General features: G+C 43.9%; 22 protein-coding genes. 5 read left to right on the plus strand and 17 right to left on the minus strand.

Annotated features, from left to right (window positions below; genetic code table 11):
• From ACTTJ8_RS08395 to ACTTJ8_RS08455, 13 genes are all read right to left on the minus strand, one after another.
• A partial coding sequence (locus ACTTJ8_RS08395; RefSeq protein WP_442720898.1) for a hypothetical protein occupies window positions 1-1,235 on the minus strand: 1,235 nt, incomplete at its 3' end.
• 28 nt (window positions 1,236-1,263) lie between these two features.
• Window positions 1,264-2,061 (minus strand): hypothetical protein, encoded by a 798-nt coding sequence (locus ACTTJ8_RS08400; protein WP_442720899.1) that lies wholly within the window; start codon window positions 2,059-2,061, stop codon window positions 1,264-1,266.
• Between the two features lie 4 nt (window positions 2,062-2,065).
• The gene (locus tag ACTTJ8_RS08405; RefSeq protein ID WP_442720900.1) at window positions 2,066-6,826 is read right to left on the minus strand and encodes a phage tail tape measure protein; all 4,761 of its coding nucleotides are present in this window, start codon (window positions 6,824-6,826) and stop codon (window positions 2,066-2,068) included.
• 184 nt (window positions 6,827-7,010) lie between these two features.
• Window positions 7,011-7,583, minus strand: coding sequence for a hypothetical protein (locus ACTTJ8_RS08410; protein ID WP_442720901.1), 573 nt, complete (start codon window positions 7,581-7,583; stop codon window positions 7,011-7,013).
• 87 nt (window positions 7,584-7,670) lie between these two features.
• Complete coding sequence (locus ACTTJ8_RS08415; RefSeq protein ID WP_442718982.1) at window positions 7,671-8,639, minus strand: hypothetical protein; 969 nt, start codon at window positions 8,637-8,639, stop codon at window positions 7,671-7,673.
• 23 nt (window positions 8,640-8,662) lie between these two features.
• Complete coding sequence (locus tag ACTTJ8_RS08420) at window positions 8,663-9,031, minus strand: hypothetical protein (protein WP_442718981.1); 369 nt, start codon at window positions 9,029-9,031, stop codon at window positions 8,663-8,665.
• A 21-nt stretch (window positions 9,032-9,052) separates the two neighbouring features.
• Window positions 9,053-9,448: a hypothetical protein gene (locus ACTTJ8_RS08425; RefSeq protein WP_442718980.1), complete on the minus strand. Its 396-nt coding sequence runs from the start codon at window positions 9,446-9,448 to the stop codon at window positions 9,053-9,055.
• A complete protein-coding gene (locus tag ACTTJ8_RS08430; RefSeq protein WP_442718979.1) occupies window positions 9,445-9,837 on the minus strand; it encodes a phage head closure protein in 393 nt (130 codons plus the stop codon). The genes ACTTJ8_RS08425 and ACTTJ8_RS08430 overlap by 4 nt, the downstream gene beginning before the upstream one ends.
• Entirely contained in the window at window positions 9,831-10,208 is a 378-nt protein-coding gene (locus ACTTJ8_RS08435; RefSeq protein WP_442718978.1) for a hypothetical protein, read from the minus strand. Before ACTTJ8_RS08435 ends, ACTTJ8_RS08430 begins: the two co-directional genes overlap by 7 nt.
• 23 nt (window positions 10,209-10,231) lie before the next feature.
• The gene (locus ACTTJ8_RS08440; protein WP_442718977.1) at window positions 10,232-10,570 is read right to left on the minus strand and encodes a hypothetical protein; all 339 of its coding nucleotides are present in this window, start codon (window positions 10,568-10,570) and stop codon (window positions 10,232-10,234) included.
• Between the two features lie 66 nt (window positions 10,571-10,636).
• A complete protein-coding gene (locus ACTTJ8_RS08445; RefSeq protein WP_442718976.1) occupies window positions 10,637-11,701 on the minus strand; it encodes a hypothetical protein in 1,065 nt (354 codons plus the stop codon).
• Window positions 11,702-11,737: 36 nt separating this feature from the next.
• Window positions 11,738-12,088, minus strand: a complete 351-nt coding sequence (locus ACTTJ8_RS08450) for a DUF2190 family protein (RefSeq protein WP_442718975.1) — start codon at window positions 12,086-12,088, stop codon at window positions 11,738-11,740.
• Window positions 12,089-12,103: 15 nt separating this feature from the next.
• Window positions 12,104-13,468: a hypothetical protein gene (locus tag ACTTJ8_RS08455; RefSeq protein ID WP_442718974.1), complete on the minus strand. Its 1,365-nt coding sequence runs from the start codon at window positions 13,466-13,468 to the stop codon at window positions 12,104-12,106.
• Between the two features lie 182 nt (window positions 13,469-13,650).
• On the opposite strand from ACTTJ8_RS08455, the gene ACTTJ8_RS08460 reads away from it, so the two are divergent.
• The 5 genes from ACTTJ8_RS08460 (at window position 13,651) to ACTTJ8_RS08480 (ending at window position 16,582) form a co-directional block, all read left to right on the plus strand.
• Entirely contained in the window at window positions 13,651-14,418 is a 768-nt protein-coding gene (locus ACTTJ8_RS08460; RefSeq protein ID WP_442720902.1) for a hypothetical protein, read from the plus strand.
• A gap of 16 nt (window positions 14,419-14,434) precedes the next feature.
• On the plus strand, window positions 14,435-14,842 hold the full coding sequence (locus ACTTJ8_RS08465) for a CHAP domain-containing protein (protein ID WP_442719536.1): 408 nt from the start codon (window positions 14,435-14,437) through the stop codon (window positions 14,840-14,842).
• Between the two features lie 4 nt (window positions 14,843-14,846).
• Window positions 14,847-15,401, plus strand: a complete 555-nt coding sequence (locus ACTTJ8_RS08470; protein WP_442720903.1) for a DUF5662 family protein — start codon at window positions 14,847-14,849, stop codon at window positions 15,399-15,401.
• Window positions 15,398-15,766, plus strand: coding sequence for a hypothetical protein (locus tag ACTTJ8_RS08475; RefSeq protein WP_442720904.1), 369 nt, complete (start codon window positions 15,398-15,400; stop codon window positions 15,764-15,766). Before ACTTJ8_RS08470 ends, ACTTJ8_RS08475 begins: the two co-directional genes overlap by 4 nt.
• A gap of 315 nt (window positions 15,767-16,081) precedes the next feature.
• Entirely contained in the window at window positions 16,082-16,582 is a 501-nt protein-coding gene (locus ACTTJ8_RS08480; protein WP_442720905.1) for a hypothetical protein, read from the plus strand.
• Window positions 16,583-16,597: 15 nt separating this feature from the next.
• On the opposite strand, the gene ACTTJ8_RS08485 is transcribed toward ACTTJ8_RS08480, so the two are convergent.
• The 4 genes from ACTTJ8_RS08485 to ACTTJ8_RS08500 form a co-directional block, all read right to left on the minus strand.
• Entirely contained in the window at window positions 16,598-17,674 is a 1,077-nt protein-coding gene (locus ACTTJ8_RS08485) for a ParA family protein (RefSeq protein WP_442716916.1), read from the minus strand.
• Window positions 17,675-17,752: 78 nt separating this feature from the next.
• Entirely contained in the window at window positions 17,753-17,983 is a 231-nt protein-coding gene (locus ACTTJ8_RS08490) for a hypothetical protein (RefSeq protein ID WP_442716915.1), read from the minus strand.
• Complete coding sequence (locus ACTTJ8_RS08495) at window positions 17,980-19,401, minus strand: polymorphic toxin type 50 domain-containing protein (protein ID WP_442720906.1); 1,422 nt, start codon at window positions 19,399-19,401, stop codon at window positions 17,980-17,982. The genes ACTTJ8_RS08490 and ACTTJ8_RS08495 overlap by 4 nt, the downstream gene beginning before the upstream one ends.
• Window positions 19,402-20,750 (minus strand): hypothetical protein (locus ACTTJ8_RS08500; protein WP_442720907.1); only part of this gene is annotated, 1,349 nt, incomplete at its 5' end.

Raw genomic sequence — 20,750 nt, forward strand, 5'->3', positions numbered from 1 at the left:
TCTGTTGACGTGAGAATGTCACTATCCCCCACCACAACCCATATACCATTGGCATAACAGACAGACTGGAGCAAGTCTGTCTGCGGGCTGTTTTGCTTTATCCAATTCACACTGTCTGTTGACGTGAGAAGGTCTTTATCCCCCACCACAACCCATGTACTATTGGCATAATAGACATGATGGAGCCAGCTTTCCTGCGGGCTGTTTTGCTTTATCCAATTCACACCGTCTGTTGACGTGAGAATGTCACTATCCCCCACACATACACATATACCATTGGCATAATAGGCAGACCGGATAAAGTCTGTCCGTTTGCTGTTTTGCTTTATCCAATTCACACCGTCTGTTGACGTGAGAATGCCATTCTGCCCCACCGCAACCCATGTACTATTGGCATAATAGACATGATGGAGAAAGACGTCCTGCGGGCTGTTTTGCTTTATCCAATTCACACCGTCTGTTGACGTGAGAATGCCATTCTGCCCCACCGCAACCCATGTACCATTGGCATAATAGACATGACGGAGCCTGCTTTCCTGCGGTATATTTCGTTTAGTCCACCGCTCAATGGTATTTTCAACATGGATTGAACCTTTTATGTACAAGTCAACTAAACCGTTATCTATTTTAGTATAAAACTTTTTCTCCCCGTTTTGTTCGAGTGCAAACTCCACGCCGTTACTACAAGGGCGTAAAAAGCCTTTCCAACCTGCATTTTCAATAGAAATTTCTTTATTCTGTGTCACTAAGCCGTCAAGAAAATTTTGAATACTTTGTTTTGCCTCTTGCTCTTTTGTACCGACTACTGCAACGCCTTGTGCAGTTTTTTCGTCGATGCTGGTCATCCCCTGCTGGACTTTGGTATCAACGTCTTGCTTTGCCTTATCGACCTTGCCAGTTATGGCGGTACCAGCTTGCGCAACCTTTTCGTCGATGCTGGTCATCCACTGCTGGACTTTGGTATCGACGTCTTGCTTTGCTTCAATAACTTTACTTTCTATAGCTTGTTGGCTTTGGGTAAGCAGCGTTTCAATGTGCTGTATGGTTTGTGCCGTTTTAGTATCCAGCGCCCCGTTTGCCGCCTGCAATGCTTCCTGTACCGCCTCTTTTGCTTTGCGGCAAACTTCCTTGAATGCTGCAAGTTCATCATCAGTCAGCTCTTTTCTTGCATGTTCAAAATTATTAAGGGCAACGGTTAAATCTTCCGCAGCCCGTGCTAAAAGTTCTTGAATCATTGCTCTTTTCCTCCTTACTTTTTCCCAATCATTTATACACATCGTGGTATAACACAATGCACGTACCGCCTGAGTGATAGGACAGTTCATTTACTCCCGCATTCAAATACAGCGGCAGCGTAATACCTGCATCTGTCATATATGCTGATATATCAATAAGGTGTTTTGCCGCTTTTGCCTCCCCGCTTCTATCCATGCCGATATGCTCACTTGTGCCGTTACGGTTTATGTACAGGCGGCATTGACTATAAAACAAACTTTCATCGTTACGCAAATACACCGGATTTTTTAGTGCAATGCTGCGCCCGTTACAGACTAACAGCTCTTTGTCATAGCGTTTTTGTCCGCAAAAAAAGACGGTTGGATAGACTATAGCATTGCCGCCTCGTACTATCTTTTTTTTCTCGCATATCCTGTTTGTTTTCAACATACGGCGGCTATACCCAAAAGGCTGGAGAGTTTTAAGGTTAAAGCTGATAGCAAAGGCTTTTGAAATAGCTTGTCCGTTGTAGTAACTGCTGTTTATTTGCCCGTCCAGTATACACTCATAGAACAGATCATCACCGTCATCACGGTACACCCGTAAAAGCCGCCCTGCTAACATATCATAGAGGCGTGAGCGTTCCCTTTCAACGAGCGGATAATCATCGGTGATAATCGTACCGGAGCATTTAAGAACCCGTGGGGAGTAATATTCATCGCCTGCCAATCGATCTCCGTGCAGTCCGTTTACTTTTCCGGTATGTGTTTTTACCGATAGCGTACTTGCGGAGACGGTAATCCATTGCGGGATAGAAAGCTCTGTTTGTCCGTCGAATATTCTCATAAGGCTACCCCCTTGCTATCATTTCTTTGGTGATTTCTTGTACCAAGTCTTGTAAACTGATCGCTTTATCTGCATAAATATTGACCGTGCCGTTATACGAGTTAAAGGTAACGGCGTTGATGATGATCTGTGTTGCCGCTAAGTGTTGGATGGTTGCATCTTTTAAGTCAATGCTTTGATTGATAGTTGAAAAGCCGTTTTTAATGGCTTCGAGTAAAACATCTCTATCCGCCCCTGAAAGCTGTTGAATAATAGTACCGGCAGCCTGTGTTTTTACCTCTACGCCGCCTTCTAATGCTTTGGTTGTTCCTGCAACTTCCGCCATCATTTTTTCAAGGCGGTCATACAGGGGCTTTAATGCGTTGATAGTACCGTTTACTTCTTCCGATGTAACCTTACCGTCAGCTAAAATTCCTTGAATAAGGCTGTCTACTTTTGCCTTAATACCGGCGCTTTGCATAGCAGATTGAATAATCGCTTTTTTCATTTCAGCGGCAAACGATTTTTTGAAACTACCCCAGTCGGCGTTATAGGCAGCATCTCCTAACGAGGATGTGAGCGCACTGGACATACTATCCGTAAGCGCTTTTTGAAAACCTTCCCCAGTATCGACACCGAGCATTTTAAAAAGTTCTTTAATAGGCTCACCGTATTCTTCTGCAAGGCGTTTTAATTCATCCTTGTCCATTTTTTTTATTTGCGTTAAATCAGCTTTTTCATTCGGATTGATCGCTTTTATTTGTTCATTCAGGTTAGCTAATTTCTCTTGAGCTGCTTTATATCGGGCGGCGGTTCCTTCAAGTTTTGCAATTTCACCATTTAATTTTGTAACCTCTTTTTTGACATCTTTTTCCCACAGACCGGCATAATGCCCTGTTCTTTGATGATACCATAATGATTGCTGCCGTATCCCTTCATCACGGAGGCGTACTAATTTTTGATACGCATCGTATTCTTTTTTCGTCGCCTCCATTTCTTGTTTTAACGGTTCTTGCTCTTGTTTTAGTGCGTTTATCTGCTGCGCACCCGATCCTTTAAACCCGCTAAACATATTATTCACTAACTTTTCAATGGCACCCTGCAATCCTGAAAACATAACCATTTTCTCAACGACCAATTTTTTAATTATGTCGTCAATAGATTTTGAAAAATTGGTAAAGTCCCCGCTTTGAAACCCGTTTGTAATTGCTTGTAATAGTGAAGTTGCCGCTTCTTTCATCGGCGCTTGGCTTTGATCGACAATGCTTTTATGAATATCATCTACTATTTTTTGTGCCGCTTCATCGGCGTTTTTTTTAGTGCTATCAACAATTGTCTGTACTTCTTTTTCAAATGCTTTCACATTTGCGGCGCTGACGGCTTTTAATATCATCCCCGTTATTTCGATTGCCGCTGCTACAGATTTTATAACTGCTTGAGCGGTAGCATCTCCTACCATATTGCCTATTTGGTCAAGAATTTCAGAGCTTGCTTGTAAAGCGGCAAAACCATCAAGTCCACCTTGCTCGATAGAGTCTGCTATTACTTTGGTAAGAGATTTAGCAATACCTATGCCGCCTTGTACGTATGCGTTAGCGGCAGCCGCTTTTGCGTCTTGTTGTTGCCTATCAGCGTCTTTATTCACGGTATTTTGTTGTTTTTTTGCATCCGCTTCTATTCTTGCTATTTCTTCGGCATTGTCTTTTGCCGCTGCTATTTTTGCCCGCCTATTTTCTTCAATAATTTTTAAAAGCCGTTTTCTTTCTTCTTCGATATTGATAAGCTGTATTTGAAGTTTTGATTTACCGATTTTTTCAATATCGTTCAGTCCGCTTTTTATATTTGAAAATGATAATTCGGCTTCGTTTATCTCTACCCGTATGTTTTGTGCTTTTTCTTCCAACTGTTGAAAATAGGCTTGCATTGCCTGTAAATCTTGATTAAGCGTTTTTATTTCTCTTCCACTTGTGTTGTTTTTTTTCGCTGCTTCAAGCAGCGCTTTTGTCTTTGCAATTTTATCGTGCGTAGCGATTATTTCTTCTTGCGTTTTTTTAAGCTCTGCTTGTAATTCCTTTTGCTGTGCTTGATAGCGCCCAAAAGCATCACTCATCAGCTTGGTTTTGGTAAGCTCATCGCCGAGCGTTACGCCGGAACCTTTCTCATTGGTTGCTGCGCTTTTTGTTTCAACGCCTATCCCTTTACCCGCTCCTTTTTTCTTATCTTCTTCTTTAATAAATTGTTCGATAAGTGCAAGCCGTTTTTCCTGATACTCCTTTTCAACGGCAAGGCTGGATTGCCCGTATTCTTTTGCTTTTGCGAGTTTTTCTTGATAGAACTTATCGAGTTCTGCTATTTGCGCTTGGTAAGAAGTATCTTTTTCCTTATTACTTGTTTTTTTCGTTCCCTTTCCTTTTTCCAGCTTCGCCTGTTCTTGGGCTATCGCATCAAAATATTGTTGTAAGCCTTTGGAGTCGAGGGTGAAAATCGTATCAATATCTTCCGGTTTTATGGCAATGAGTTCTTTTAATTTTGCTTGTAAAAATTTTATCCGCTCTTGAGGGACACTGAAACTTTCTCCCATCTTTTGCGCATAGCGATTTTTCTCATCGATGATTTTCTTTTCCGCTTCCCATTCTTTCGCAAGACGGGCAAGCTCTTCATCGTGCTTCTTTTGTTTGGGAGTAGCGCTATCGAGCTGTTTAAGCGCAGCAGCCCCTGTTTCTATTTTAAGCTGTAAGTTCTTCGATTCTGTGAGAATTGCTTTTTGTTCATCGAGCAGCCGCTGCTGTTCCAGCAAGGCTTTTTCATCTTTTGACAGTTTTTTTGTATTCCACTGAATAAGCGCTTGCAATGAGCCGAAAGCATCAGAAAAGGAAGCAAAGCTAAATCCGTCTCCGGCATCTTTTTTGATAAAATGTTCTATTTCCTTTAACGCTGTTATCGCTGCTTGCTGCTCTTTTTCTCCTTGCAGCTGCGCCGTCTTAAACTGTTCTAAAATATGTTCATATTTGTTTGCGCGATAGAGGTCTTGGCTATATGTCTTAAAAGAATGCTCCAGCTTTGATTCATGTTCACTCACATATTTTTGCGCTTCATTCGCTGCTCTTTTGGACAAGATCAGCGCCCGCTCATTTTTCGTTTTCTCAAGCTCTAACGCTTCGCGTGCGGCGTTGCGGGCTTTAATAACAAACTGCTCAAGGCTTTCTCCTTGTGCTTGCAATGCCCCTTGCGCGCCGGGTACAACCTGTGCAAGCTGTTCGATAACGCTATTAAATTGACTTTGCGCTTCTTTACTATCGTGTATTTTTCCCTTCAGACTATCATACTTTCCTAATAGCTCTTGGATATTCCGCCCTTTATCTCCACTTTGCAGCGCATCGGAGGCAAGGGCTTTTGCTTGTTCAAGCTGCCGTTCGGCATGCCGCATCGCATCTTCATGTGCTTTTTTCACTTGCGCAATAATACCGAGGGCAATAGCGCCGGCGGCGGCAACGGCAGCACCCCATGCTATAATCGGGTTAGCTGACATGACAAGGTTCAGCTGCACCATCTCAGCCTGTATCTTTTTAATACCGACTGCAACAAGGAGTAAGGGACCGGCAGCGGCGGCAAGCGCGGCAAACGCCGTACCGGAGATTTGAACGCCGACCGGCAGTTCATTGACAGCCTGTAAAACGCGGGTAATGCCTTTTGCAAATGTATCAACCGCAGGGATGATGTTTGAGGTGAGGGTAATTTGAACGGCTTCAAAAGCGCTTGAAAGTTCTGCCTTCGTATTGGCAAAAGAAGCGTTTTGAATATCCTGCATCTTCTTTGCCGCTCCATCGGATGCTTGCAGTAAGCCGTCCATCGTGCGGATAGCATCCCCGCCGCCTTCGATAAGCGCTTGCATACCGGCGGCCGCCGCTTCCCCGAATAACTCACTTGACTTTGCAACATCAATGTTCGCATCTTTCAGCCGCTGGATAATGTCGGCAAGGTTATTTGTTTTCGGGTTTACCTCATCGTAACTTACTCCTAACGCTTCCAGTTTCTTTTTGACATCATCCGTACCGCTGGCTAACTTTTGTAAACCGGATCGTAAAATAGTGCCAGCCTGCTCTCCTCCGAAACCGGTATTGTAAAGGCGCATAAGGGCAGCAGTTGACGCTTCAAGACTCACCCCCAAACCGGCAGCGACGGGTCCGACATACTTCATTGAATACGAGAGCTTTGTCATATTTGCTTGGCTTTTACTGATAGCCAATGAAAACACGTCAGCAATGTGCGCTGACTTTTCTGCACTGAGATGAAACTGCGAAAGAGTTGAAGCAATCGTGCTTGAGGTAAAGGCTAAATCACTCCCCGTAGCCCCTGCAAGCTGCAACACACCGTCGAGGCTGTTCATAGCTTGTGCAGCTGTTTGTCCTGCTGAACCTAAGCTATAGAGGGCATCGGCAGCTTGGCTTGCACTAAAGCGGGTACTCGCTCCCATGTTTTCCGCTTTCTTTCGCAAGGCTTCCATTTCGGACGCTGTTGCCCCCATAACAGAAAAAGTATTCTGCATGGACTGTTCAAAATTCGTAAAGGTATCGAGCGCGGCTTTTCCGAGTAATGTTAAAGGGAGTGTTACACTGGCAGAAAGAGCGGTACCGATAGCAGCGAGCTTCGCATTGATACTTTCTACTGTCTTATCAATATCCTGCTCGAGCTTTGCAAGCGATCGATTGGATTCACTAATCCCTTTTTGAAGCTTGTCTGTTTTTAATGCTAATTCCGCATACAGTTCGCCTAAACTCTGTCCCATTTACCTAACCCGTTTTATGTATCATCCTCTGCAAAGGTCTCTGCCATATCTTTTTGAAATTGTTTCTCTCTTTTTTCTTTCACTTTCTGAGCTTTCTCTTTTTCTTCCCGCTGCTGATTTTCTCCTTCAACAGCAACGAGGCAGGCTTCATCAAATAAAAAGGCTTCAAACTCGTTTAAGCCTTTTATGTAGCTGCTTGGCTTGCATCTGTAGTATTTTGCGAGCCTGCCGAAGCGGGCGAATTGAACGCGTCCAAGTTTTTTTTTACGGCTTGCTCCCAATCGGTAAGGTAGAAAAGAAAAAGATCGCTTAAAAAATCTTTCGGGATAACATCGTTGAGGCTGCTTTCACTGATACCGCGAATGTTCAAAATAGCGTCGTAACATTCCTGATACGTCGGAGTTACCATGCTTTTTTTTGCAAGTTCAACGAGGAATTCATCTTCTTCCTCTTTCATCTTTTTAAGGTCAATTTCCGATACTTTTAAATCTTTTGCGCCGATGGATTCACTTACTCCGTTGACAAACTTGTATAAAATATTCGGGAAACTCCCGCAGGTTAAAAGCTCTTGAAAATTCGTTTTGTGAATAAAAAACTTTTGCTTCGTTCCATTCCATAAAAGCTCCACCCATTCACAGGTAGCAAGGGCAAGACGCTGGGCTTCATTTTCAGGCACTTTTGTTGCTTCTTCGATGGCTGTTTTGATTGCGCGGTTTCTGCTTGCCTTAGTGAAAAATGATTGTATTCTTTCAAACATAGCGATCTCGTAAAACTCCTTTGCTCTTGTTTGCCTTTAGCAGTGGATTGAAGCCCGCCGCAACAATAGACGGGCTGATAATTTGTTTTACCCTTGTACGTACTGTGTGTAGTCAGCAAGCGAAATTTCTTTGATAAACTTTAACGGTAAATTGCTGCGCTTATTTTCCCCGCCGGAGCCTTGCAGTTCGACAGCGCCAAAAGCATCTTCACTTGCTTCGCTTCCTGTCGGCGTTGTTTGGCACGAAGGGAAGATAACCGCTTTGACGCGGGCGTAACTGCCTTTTGTGTTTTGCCCCTTTTCGTACTGCTCTACGAAGTAGCGGAAGGTAACAAGCGGCGGGTTTCCGGGATTGTCAATATACAGCTCTCCCGTTTCCTCGTTGTACGTGTTGCCGGTAACAAGGGCAAAAAACTTATTCGGCAGGCTTGCAAAAGAAGCGGTAATATTGACCCCTTTTATTTTATCCGCTTCTTTTACTGTACAGCGGATTCCGTGTCCGCTTGTCGCATCAACCGTTTTACCGCTTTCTTTCTCGAAATCGTCTTTGAAGCTCTTTGCTTCTTTGGTTGAAACATAGCCGACAATACCGAGTAATTCGGCGAGTTTCCCTTGAAACCCAATTGGCGCAAAAAACGGTAAATCTCCTGCTGTCTTCGTGGTGATTTTAAGATACTCTGCATCGTAATCGGCTCCGATAACCGTCTTAGCTGCCTTGAGTTTTATTCCTTTCGGCTTGAGCGCAGTAAAGGCAGTGTTGAAGTCTTTTGCCATATCAGCAACACTGACCGCTTTTTTATCCGCAGCAGTCGAGGCAAAGGTAAAGGTTTCCGTTTTGGTGCCGTACAGAACCGTCAGCTTTAAATCGTCCCCCGTCCAGCCGTCAATGTTGAACGGTCCTATTTTACCGACAAGTCCACCCCGATGCTTTCTCACCTCTCCGGTCTGTGGATTGGTATCTTCCCAGTCATTGGGAGACGGCCAGCTTTTATCAGCATTCAGATGCGCCGCCTGCATCTGTCCGATTGAATACCCGTATTCGTTTTTCTTTTCCATCAGTCTTTTAACCTCCATTTTATCTACATAAAATCTCCGCCGAAAACGGGGATTTTAAAATTGAGCTGTTTTGAAATTGCGCCAAGAGAATCCTCTATGAGGTCGCTTGAGCAATCAACATATTGCACTAAAAAAACACCGTTGTTGCTGATCCGTTTTAGATGCTTCCCGTCCAATGCGGTAATGACTTTTTCACAAGCGGTATCAAGCAGTTCAAAATCTCCCGCCGGTGCATAGACACTCACAGTAACCATATTCCAGCTTCCAAGCCGCGTTTTAATGCCATGTTCAAACTGCAAGATAAGAAACGGCTTTTTTGCCGTCTTTTCGACGTTGCCGATGTAATACACCGGATAAAGTTTTGTCAGTTCCGCATACAGCGCACTTCGCATTATTACTTTTCCTTAATAGTGCTATTGCCGCTTGAGTACTTGTCCGCATGCTTTTTCGATACCGTCAAAAAACATACCGGCATGAGCGTTCCGCGTCGGCTTTAAAATTCCGTACTTTTCGCCGAACGTTACACCGCCTGTTAATATCCGCTTTCCGTTTTCAAGGTAGTAGCCATATTCTTTTCCGCTCTTACCGTACATATCCTGATAAATCCCTGCCGATATTGCCTGTGAAGAGCGGAATGCAATGCCGCGTAATCCCTTGCGGGCATCGCCTGTTCGATCAGTCCATACGCGGTTTTCTTTCGCATACCGCTCCATACTGGCAGCGGTTTCACAGGCAACCATCTCGCAATCATTCAGCATTTCTTTGGTGATGCTTTCTAACCGCTCAAAAACCGCCTCCATCCCTCTCATTCGGCTGCCTCCTGTATCTCTTTTGCTCTACCTGACATCTTGTAGGCATTCTCCGGCGCATACCCGCCGATAGTGATCTTTCGGATAAAAACGACTGCATACCGGCTGCCTTGAAAATCGAATAAGTCGCCTGCTTGAATATCCGCATCGTGAGGCGCGGTGATATTGACGATATGCGTTTTCAACAATCCTTCTTGCAAAAGCCGGTCGGTTTCGCTGTGTGAAATTTCTGCAATCCGAACCCGCTGTATTTCCGTTCGCTTTTCTCCTTCCCTTACGTTGCCGTATTCATTTTTTTCTCTTTCACGGCGGATAAAGAAAAGAAGAGACGGGTTCACATCGATAATACTTTCCGTGTCTTTCCGTAATTGGTTGACTGTATTTACCATAACGCCGCCTCATCATCATCTTTTTTGCTACAGATTAAAAAAGAAGCCCCTGCGTTTTTTCGCTCCGCTTCCCATGCCTCTTTATACCCTTGCGCAGTTTTAAGACAAAGCCCCACATAATCGGCGGCGGTGTATTTTTCTATTGATTCTCCGCCTGCATTGATGCTTTTTATCTCCCCTGCATCCCTTTGAACAATTCCTGCTTTTTGCGTCCATAACAGGTAGAGCGCATGATTTTCACTTTCTGACATCTGCAATGTGATCGTTAAATCAAGCGTAGAAAAATGCGTATCTTCTTCGCTGCCCCCGTTCGGTATTGCTTCGTTAAGCAGGGTGCGGATTCTTTGTATCAGCTCTTCGGTGATAATCATGCGCTGCTATCTCCCTTCTCTGTTTACGGATTGGTGTGCGCTTGCGCTTTCTTTGCGCTTTCAATCGCCTGCAAAATATCAATCCCGCCCGCTGCTTCTTTCAAGTCGTCTAACTCTTTTTCCGCTGCTTCAAGCGTTTTGATCTTTGCTTTTAATTCGCTTATCTTCGGCTTTTGAGCGCCGCTTTCGTTTTCTTCCGGCGCTTTAAACGGCGTTTCAAAAGTTCCCGCAAGCGCAGGATTGAGCGCTTCCCACGCATCTCCTTCAACGGCATAACTGTTCGTTGCATCACTTGCCTCATGCTCAACATACCAGCCGTTGGCGGTTTTCATTATGCGTAAGGTAATATTTTCACTTCCCATATCATCTCCTCGATCTATCATCAAAGAGAGAGACGAAACAAACGGTGCATCTCTCTCTTTAAAACCTTATGCGAGCTTTACCTTATGCACGGCATCTGCAACACCGGCAACCGCGCAACGGGTAAAGGTTTCGACAACATCCAATTCAGAAAGGGTGAGAATGTTTCCCCGCTGTTCAAGGTGCGTTAAATCTTCTTTTACGAGCGCCTTAAACGACCGCTTTGGAACGATTAAATACACTTCGTTATCAGCCGGAGCTTTAAACTCGTATTTAATTCCGCCGACTTCACCCGTCCAGCCGTCATAACTTAAAACGCTCTGAATCTGCGCAAGCTGCCCCAGTTGCGTACCTTTTTGCAATAAGCCTTTGATTGCCGCTTCTACATCCATCGCTGTCGCTGAATTACAGAGGGCGATAGTCGGACGAATCCGATAGCCTGCTGCATTGGTGCGCTTGAGGGCATCTTTAAGCCCTTGCCGAAGCGTAAGCCATACATTCTCAAGGTCGGTACTGCCGCTTGTTACCTTATTGGTAACAGCATCTCCGGTATACGAATGCGTAATAATCGGCGACAGGTGCAGATGATCAAGAATGGCATTATGCGCAATACCGAGCGCTTTTGACGCTTGCGGCAATTTCCAAAATTCATTGAAGCTTACCCAGCCGCGTGAGATGGAATAACCGGCTGCGAATGTCTTAAAATCAACCGTATCGAGCTTACCGAATTTGAAATCAGCCATCGGCACGCTTTCCCCATCGTTGGTAACACCGAATGCCGCGCGCATTCCGATAAGCTCCATCACTTTGATTGTGCGGGGAAAATCGGCGTTTTTAATTTCTTCGTAAATGAAGGAATAAAGGGCAGGATGCTCTGCCATACCAAGCGATACGTCAAGGACGGCTTGCTTTGCAAACTTCTCCAAATCCTCTGTGCTTATCATTTCCCCTGAAGGTAAGCCAACCGCCCGCGTAAGCATTTCCCTCGTAAAGATTTCAGCGCGCGTACCGGCGCCGGTATCTTCTATTGCCATCTCACCGGCAGGTACATTCGGCGCACGGTATTGAAGCGCCATCTGTTTTTTCTCCGCAGCATTTTTCATACGGATTGTTTCATGTGATACAAATTCCATTGTTTTTTTCTCCTTCTCGTTATGTACACTCTGCTTTTATGCGTGCAGCGAAAAAAGCGCCGCGCCCCCAATGGTTCCCCAGTAGTAACCAACGAGCTTATTGCCCGATGCGGTTTTCGTGAGCTTGCCGTCCGAAGCGCCGAGATATACCTTTTCGCCGATTTTCGGCAAATTGGCGCTATCGTAGCTTTCCGTTGTCCATTCCCGCTGCGTGTCAAAAGATACCGTTACTTGATTGCCGGCTTCTTTTTGCAGCACAACCCCCGCGCGCTCTCCAACAAAGACAATACCGTGATTATCAAGCGTCTGCGCTCCTCCTGCGGGAATGGTTACATCTGCGATTGCAACCGTTTTATTGACTGATAAAAGTCTGTGTTCTCCCGTCATAGCACACCTCCTCGTTTAAATTCTGTATACTTCCGGCTCACTTTTTGCGCCAGCCACTGCCATCTGCCCAACCGGTGCGGTTGCGGTTTTCCCTTGTACGAGCCTTTGAATGTCCGAATCATTCATTACGCGATCCATTTCTCCGGCAATCTGCGCTTTACTCATACCGACTTCAAAATGACAGAATTTATCCACCAACACCGCCATTTCACCGAAGGGCTTACCGTCTTTGGTTAAGCCTTTTTCTGCCTTCACCACCTCGACCATTTCTCCAAATGCTTTTTTTGCCGCCTCCGCTTTTTCTTCTTCCTTCGCTTTTTTTGCAAAGTTGATAGCATCACTAACCGCCATTTCTCCGGCAGCTTTTTTGAGTTCAGCAAGTTCACTTGAAGCAGCTTCTAAGTCTTTCATCTTTTGGGCATCTTCGAGTTTTACTCCCATCTCTCCTGCAACAGCTTGAGCAGACAAAAGCCCGTTTTTTGTTCTCCGTGCAATCTCTGCCGTAAGCTCATCGTTTGTTATGCTTGCAAGTTCCATTTCTTCCTCCTCGTGTTTATATTCAACAACGCGGCGCACTTTTTGAGCCGCCCCGAATATAACCGTATTATTTTGTATGCTGTATGGAATTTTATACAGCTGATTGTCATATTCTCCGATGACATAATCATCATAAAAATCTTCCGTAAAAACATAGTCGGCGTATTTCTCTCGCAAGGCATCGCGGATTTTTCTTTCCTGCTCATTAAAGCTCATACCCGCCATCTGTCCGATTGCGCTTTCATTATGCTGCCCTTCAGACAAGGGCGGCACAAAGTCTACCGAGCGGAGCGCATAATCAATGACCGTCTTTTTCCTTTCATCCGCATACGTCGGAATCCCCCAAATAGACACCGCATTGATTTGTTTGTTCTTGAGCCACCTGCGAATTTTTTCCGCGTGTTCTCCCTTATCAGGAATAATGCGGTAATAGACTTTCCCTGCTTCTTTATCGAGTAGTGCGCCGATAACCGTTCCGTATATCTCACGTCCTTCATAGAAAAATGCTTCTTGCGACTGATGCCCATAGCCGGAAGGAATAAAAACCGTACTGGTCAAAATCGTTTCGACAATGTGTTCATACGCAGCATCGAGATATTCAACGCCGCTTTTGCTTTTTCGATATTCAACGGCAAAAATACAATCGAGCGGATCGGTATCCCCTTTAAGCGCTGCAATCATTTCAGGTGTCGCAAGCGGATTTAAGCGGATGCGGCTCAGTATTGTCTTTGCTTCCGCTTCGGAAAGCATTTCACCGACAGCCTCAATCGATACAAACGGAGTTTGCGTGTGATCGGTAAAAAGTGGTTTTTGCGTATATGTGTTTTTTCCAGACTTTCCCATGTCATCACCTCTTTTTGTGGTACGGTCTGTATTGTAAATAATTGGGGGTGCGTAACACAAATTTTACGCATAAAAAAATAAAAATATTTTAACCAACATACTTTTTATCCCTGCTGATTTGCGTTACGCACTGCGTTTCCTCTATGCTGGTGGTACAAAATTATTCAAGAAGGCAGCGTTTTATGGCTATAGAGAAATTACCTACCAGTGTGTTAGTCCTTGGCATTGCGGCAATCGTGTTTATTGCCGTCCTCATTTTTCTGTTACTCAATAAGCTCCTTAAAAAGGGCATACAGCTGGGAGCCGGGGATAAAAAACTTATCGTTGGAGACATTGAAAAAAATGTTGATGATAAATTGGAGCTATTCAAAACGGATATAGAAAAGAAAGAAAAAGACCGGCTGCACGATGAAGAGTACCGCAAGAAATTGTTTCGGCTCTCTGGAGAAATTGATGAAAAAACAAAGGCAGACGAGCGGCGGGTAATTCGCCGCATTAACGGCACCATTAAAGAAATCTTTTTACCCTTCGTTAAATGCGAGATGCCGATGCTCTCTTGTGTTGAGTTGGTAAAAGACGTGCTGCAAGAACGTGTAGACTATAACTGTATGCGGGAGCGGCTGACGGCAACAGAGCGTAAAGGCTATATCGCTGACATTCTCTATTTTATCGAACAGGATTATAAAGCCTTTTTACATAAACTCCCTGCCGTACCATGCGGCACGGAACAGTATCCTTCATGGAAAGAAATCGCACCGCAAATAGAAACAATCGTCAACGAGTGGGCAGATGAGATGATACGCATTATCGCTCGTCGCATTAAAGAAAAAATCGCTATGTACAAAGCTGAACAATCAGCGTTCCTCTTATCGGAGTACAAAGAAATCTGTATTGATTATCCCATTAAAAAGAATATCGGATATCTGAAAGCGTTAGGCATAGAGTTGTAAAGACAAGGAGGCATACATGACACTGCAGCAGTTTGTAGAAAAATACAACGGCAAAAAGATTGACTATGACGGGCATTATGGAGCGCAATGCGTTGATGTGTTCAGGCAGTATTGCAAGGACGTGTTAAACATCCCGCATACCGGCGGAGTAGTCGGCGCTTCAGAGCTTTATACCAAGTATGAAGAAATGCCGCTTGAGCAAAAGTATTTCGATAAGCTCGTATACGCCGGTGGGAAACCGGAAGCGGGAGACGTCGTTATCTTCTCGCCGACTAAAAGCAATAAATACGGACATGTTGCAATCGTGCTTGATGCAAGTTCCGAAGAGATAGCAGTCTTTGAGCAGGACGGCTTTAAACAGACAGGCGCGCACGTCGCTTCATGGGGCTATGCGCGGATTTTGGGTTTTTTGAGGAAAAGATAGCGAAATGACCATCACCTATGAATATCTGCCACAGGCAATTCAATCATTAAAAAAATGCGCAAAAGAGCGTGAGAAAGAATACATATCATGGCAACTTATGAATTATGACTCTACAAAAGAGACTGTTCTTCATATCAAAAGAGTAAACGAATTACTTTTACAGTTTACAAAAGAAGTTATTGATAGAGCAATAAAGCATGACAATTCAAAACTTCAAGAACCGGAAAAGCCGCTGTTTGATAAAATGACTCCCTTATTAAAAGGGCTGACGTATGGTAGCAATGAGTATAAAAAGGCTCTTGATGAATTAAAACCGGCGCTTAAACATCATTATGAAAACAATTCTCATCATCCTGAACATTATAAAAACGGGATAGATGATTTTACGCTTGTCGATTTGGTTGAAATGTTTTTTGATTGGAAGGCTACAAGCGAACGTCATGCTGATGGTAATATGTTTATCTCTCTTGAAATAAATAAAAAGAGATTTGGAATGTCGGAGCAATTGTATAATATTTTTAAAAATACCGCGATACACATAAGAGAGTGGGAAAAGTGAATGAAAAAAGATGGATTATTTTTATTATCACTCTTGTGCTTCTGTCTCTTTCCGGCTGTTGCACAAGAGCTTCAGTATACGGTAACGGAAACGGAGATGCAGCAGTTAGAGAGCATATCGGAGAGCTTGAGGGTAAGCAGACAGAATCTGCTATTGCAGGCGAACGTCTTAACAGAACGCTTGAGAGTGCAAGAGAGGAAAGCGAGCAGCTTAACCGAGAAATTGCAGCAAGCCGAGAGCACAGCGAACAGCTTAAACAGTCAATTACAGACGGAGAGACAAACCTTGAAAGCCTTGCGGCAATCTTACAACGCATACGAGCTAGAGGCTGCCGAAACAATAGCGGAAAAGCAAGCCCTAATTGACGAACAAAAAGACAAACTACACCGGCGGATGATTGCCGTTATAACACTTTCTGCAGCTCTGATAATCATCGGAGTAATAACAGGCATGAAATACTTTTTAAAATATAAGTTCAGCCTTTTCCACCCTCCCTAGAGGTTGATAAAAAAATAGCAGTTGTAAAGGAATACTTGACAGCTGCTATACGGTTTTATGTTGCAATAAGGAAGTTTGAACTACGATGTATAAACGGAATGCCCTTACCATTAAAAAATCAAAGTTCTTTATTTTGGATGTAAGGGCATATCTTTCCTAAATATTATTAAGGAATAACATAAATGACTTTTGACAAGCGCATCATCGGCGCATTACGGGAATGCAAAAACAAAGAGCAGATAGAAGATACTTTTAATCGGTTTAGGATTACCGATATTGCAGAAAAGCAGCGGTACTTGACCTATGCGATGTATGCGCCGGCTTATTTTTTTAGCCCCTCAACGCATCCGACAGATGAGCAGTTGTATGAATTTACGCTCTGTCATTTTATCACCGGCTATTGGCGGCTTACTCCCTTCTATGAAAAGTTAAGATTGGTAAAAAAGCCGTTAAGTGAAGCTGATAACCGGATTCTTGAAAAGCTCAATACCTGCACTTCCCAGCAAGACATTGATGCCGTTTTTGACGAGGAAGGAATACACGAGTACCGTGAACGCTGCAATATTTTAAGGCGTTGTATGCGCGTACAAGAGATACTCGGAGACATCGGTATTTCCTCTGAAAAAGATGATTACGAGTTTGACTGCGCCGTCTTTCTGGACGGCTCTTTGCGGGATGGGTAGGCGATACTAAAAAGCTCACACAATCTGCATAAGGCGTTCCAAATCATCGGCAAGCGTACTAAACAAGTTTCGGAATTTTTCAATGCTTTCTTTTGTCGTTCCCATTGCTGCTCCGTAAATATTTGCATACGCTTTTATGTCATCTTCTTTTAAATTAAATACCGGCTTATTTGAAAGCTGACTTGTCGCTATTAAAGAATTGAAATCAGGTATTAAAGAAAGATTAAACGGTACCTGTTCTTGTATATTTTGAGAAAATTGCTCTCGCGTAATCGACATCCCAAGCGGTTCCAATGTTGGTACAAGGACATCCCGCGCTGTCTGTCCAACCCGTTCAACCCATTTTTGAAATGACTGGGTTGGCGTATTTTTATTATCCGATTGTTTTGTTTTTCTCGGTCGATAATTCTGCTGAATAATTCCTAAAAACTTCGGCTTGCACGGTAAAGACAACATATCATAGGGGTAAGCGCTGCATTTTTTTTGCCATTCAGGAAGGATTTTTGCAAGGTTTTTAATTGCCAATTCAGAGAAAAAATCAGGACTACAGGGAGCAATAAGATAATCAGCGCCCATAACCAATACTTGATTAAGAGCGCTTAAACTCGGCGCCATATCGATAATGATATAATCGATCTTGTTAAATTCGGCGATTTTACGAAAAGCATAGGTAAGATAACCGGGAAAGTTTCTAAACACAGAAAAATCAGAAGAAATACCCATTGACAGCGCAAGTGTCAACTGGCTAGAAAATTCTTCAATCTGCAAATGTCCGGGGAGAATATATAAATTATCGCATTTTGTCGTTACAATATTGGCTATGCTGTCGTTTTTGCTGATTTCTATACGCGCCGATTGCATAAGCGGCTTCACAAGGGAATAAATGTCATTACTATCCTTGCGGTTATAGAGCCGCTCAAAAGCATCTTCGTCAGGAATAGATAAAGCAAGAGACGTTAAATTGCTTTGAGGATCTGCATCAATCAATAACACTTTTTTTTGCTTTTCGGCTAATGCCCAGCCTAAGTGAAAAGATGTCGTTGTTTTACTCACTCCGCCCTTGTGATTGAAAAGCGCTATAACCTTTGCCATTATCTGCTCCTTTTGGTACTAGTACTCTCGTTCTATATTCGGTAATTAAACCGAAAACTTTATTATATCGCTCTCTCCTTACCCTTCTAAGACCTCGATGCTCTCTATTTCGTCTTGAAATGCGCCGGTTAGATGCCCGTTTTCAAGTTCTATGTCTATCTCGGCTATTTCAGGTTCGTTGTTGACCGCCGATGTAAAACCGTATACGGTTCCTTCTATAACTGTTTTATCATGGAGAATAACTTTAATAGTATGCGCTTTCTCGCATATATCGTAGAGTTCTAATTCCGTTTTAGGATAAAATATCATTTTTTTTCCTTTTCTCTTGATGTATACGGGACAAGATGAATACCAGTTTTGCTGTAATGAATTTTCGCTTTGCAGGTTTCCCTTGCTTCACTGGTTTTTGGGTCAATATCAAATCCTTTCAGCCTATCATCTTGTATAATTTCTATAAGGTTCCTTTTCGTCAGTGATATTACGCCTTTCCCCGCCTTTTCATCGATAATCGTTTGCAAGGTTTCAAGGTCGTTTTTGAAGTAGCTGCCGTCCGCTTTGACGGTTTTAGAGCCGAAAATGTGCCGGTTCTGTTTATGCTTATTGACGGTAGTACCATAGCACGTAGCGTATGCCTTTCGGTATTTGGCAGGTTCATTATGGAGCGTTTCCAGTTTCTTTTCAAGCCTTACGATATACGCCGCGTGCCGCTGCTCTTTCAGTTTCTCTTTCTGCGCTTCGGTTAATTCTTCCAGATTGGTAAATGCGGAAGTGTTTTCCAGCCGCGTTTTGATTGCTTCCCAATTTTCGGGCAGCTTATTGGCAACATTTCCGCGCTCTATATCCTTTGCGATAACCGGCGCTAAAGAGCAAAGACAGCAGATATGCGGCTTTTCAGGGGCTTCATCGACAGGATATATCCCCTCGCCCAGTCCGTGAGCATTGGCATACGCCATAGTGTCGCAAATATTGTGATAGCCGGGCAGACGGTTATTCGATAAAAGCCATTTGACCGCTGTTACGGCAGGATTTTCTTTAAAACCTTCAATCGTTGCCTGCCAATACACCTCGGATAATTCGTTGCGAGCAAGCCGTAAGGCTTCATAGTTTAAGTTTTTCGGAACCCGCCCGCCCATCCTGTCGTACATATTTGGGTAGTTTTCTGCAAATGTTTTGGCACCTTCTTTGACATACTGCTGTAATGCCCTTGCAACTTCGGCACAGTCGGTATTGATACCGCTTGAAATAATTTCTTGTATCTTGTCATAGTTATTATGAGATATATCCCATATCCGATCAGAAAGAACAAATTCTTTATGCTTGAATATCCGCTGCTTGCGCATGGTGCTTTCTGCGATTATCTCCGCTTCACGGAGCGCGTCTTTTTCAATCAGGCGGAATTTGAGCAAGCCTTTTTCTTTGTAATACTGTTTTAGCTGCTCACCAACAAAAAGCCCCGCATACGCTGCGCGGGTTAATCCTTCCTGTGTAATACGTTCAAGCTCGGAAGCAAAAAAGACTTTTTCCTCTGCTATGCGCTCTGCCAGTTCTTGCGTAATGCCGGTAAAAACACCCCTCTTACCGATCCGCTCCCGTATACGATTGATACTGTCTTGCAATGCGGCTTTTATCTCTGTTTCGGCGGTCAGTAATGCCTTACGCCTGCCTTGTAATGCCGTGCGGATAAAGCCTTGCAGCTCTTCCGGTAAGCCCGATAAATCAAAGTCCATTTACGCGCTCTTAAACAGGTCTTCAATCGCGGCTTCTGCTTCTATGTCCCCGCTGCGGATTCTATCCTGCAATGCTTCAAGGCGGATTTTCAGTTTCAGCCATTCACTAGCCGCATCCTTTTCCGTTTCATAGTCGGCAGGGATTGCCATAAAGGTTTTAAGGGTATTAAAGGCGCTTTTGGGAGAGACTAAACCCATCATCATCGCCTTATCCATTGCGCCGACAAAGGTGGCGAGGGCATTCATCATTGCAACATCATCTTTTGCCGTCAGCTCCTGCCAGCGAACGATCGGATTATCAGCTCCTCCATCCCCTGCAAATTCATCACGTCCTGCAAGCGCAATACGGGCTGCTTTGAACACATCGACAAGCCAATAGTAAAATTCGTTATATTCACCTTGCCGCCCCTCTACCTTCTTTGCCCATACCGGAGACTGCTCTGCAACGCTTGCGTTGGTTGATTGCATCGCCGTTCCGTACAAGTATTCAGGCATCGTAAGCTCAACGATAATCCAGTGTAAGAGTTTTAGAAGCGAAACAGCACTTTCTACATTATTGGCTTGCCCGACATACCGTATATCGCTTGCAGCATCTTCACCGTCCATAATAGCCGCCTTAAATTGCGTCATATCAATCGCTTCTTTCCCTTCTGCGATATGTCCGATTTTCTCATCAGTGAGTCCGAATGAATATTTGAGAAATTGCGCAACGTTTTTCACCCTGACCAATAGACGCGGCTCAAGGATATTGTCGATATGCCGCCCGACTTTCCGCAAGGTCGCATCATACCGGCGGATAAATGGAACCGCCGGAGCAATTTCAGGGATGCCGTCTTTTAAGAATGTTTGCTTGTTGTTATAAAGGCAAAATACCGGCACAAACGGGAAGGCAGTACGGTTGACTATTTGCTTCTGCTGATACCCCGCAGGAAGGTCGCCGTCAATGTCGATTGTTTCCTTGCCCGCCTCAAGTGTGATGCGGATAACCGCTTTACGGTCTACGCCTCTCTCTTTCCATTTTTCTACTGTTTCAGTTACAAAGCGCGTATAGCCGCCTGTAAGGTCTTTGATACAATCATCTTCAACAACAAGCTCAAGGGGGATTTGCTTTATGCGGATTTCACTTTTTCCCGTTGCCGTCTGCTCTAATCGTATCCAGACATAATGCTTACCGTCTACCATTGTTTGCTTGTAAACATTGAATAACAGCGTCTTATTTCTCGTTAAAAACGCTTGTATCGCTTTTGAAAATGTATCGCTTTCCGCTTGAATATCAGGTAAGCCGATAAACCAGCAAAAGGTATCAATATAGAGCTTGGTACAGTAGTTACCCAGCGCATAGTCAAGAT

Origin of the sequence: Treponema sp. (assembly GCF_052169735.1) — a bacterium.
GTDB lineage: Bacteria > Spirochaetota > Spirochaetia > Treponematales > Treponemataceae > Treponema.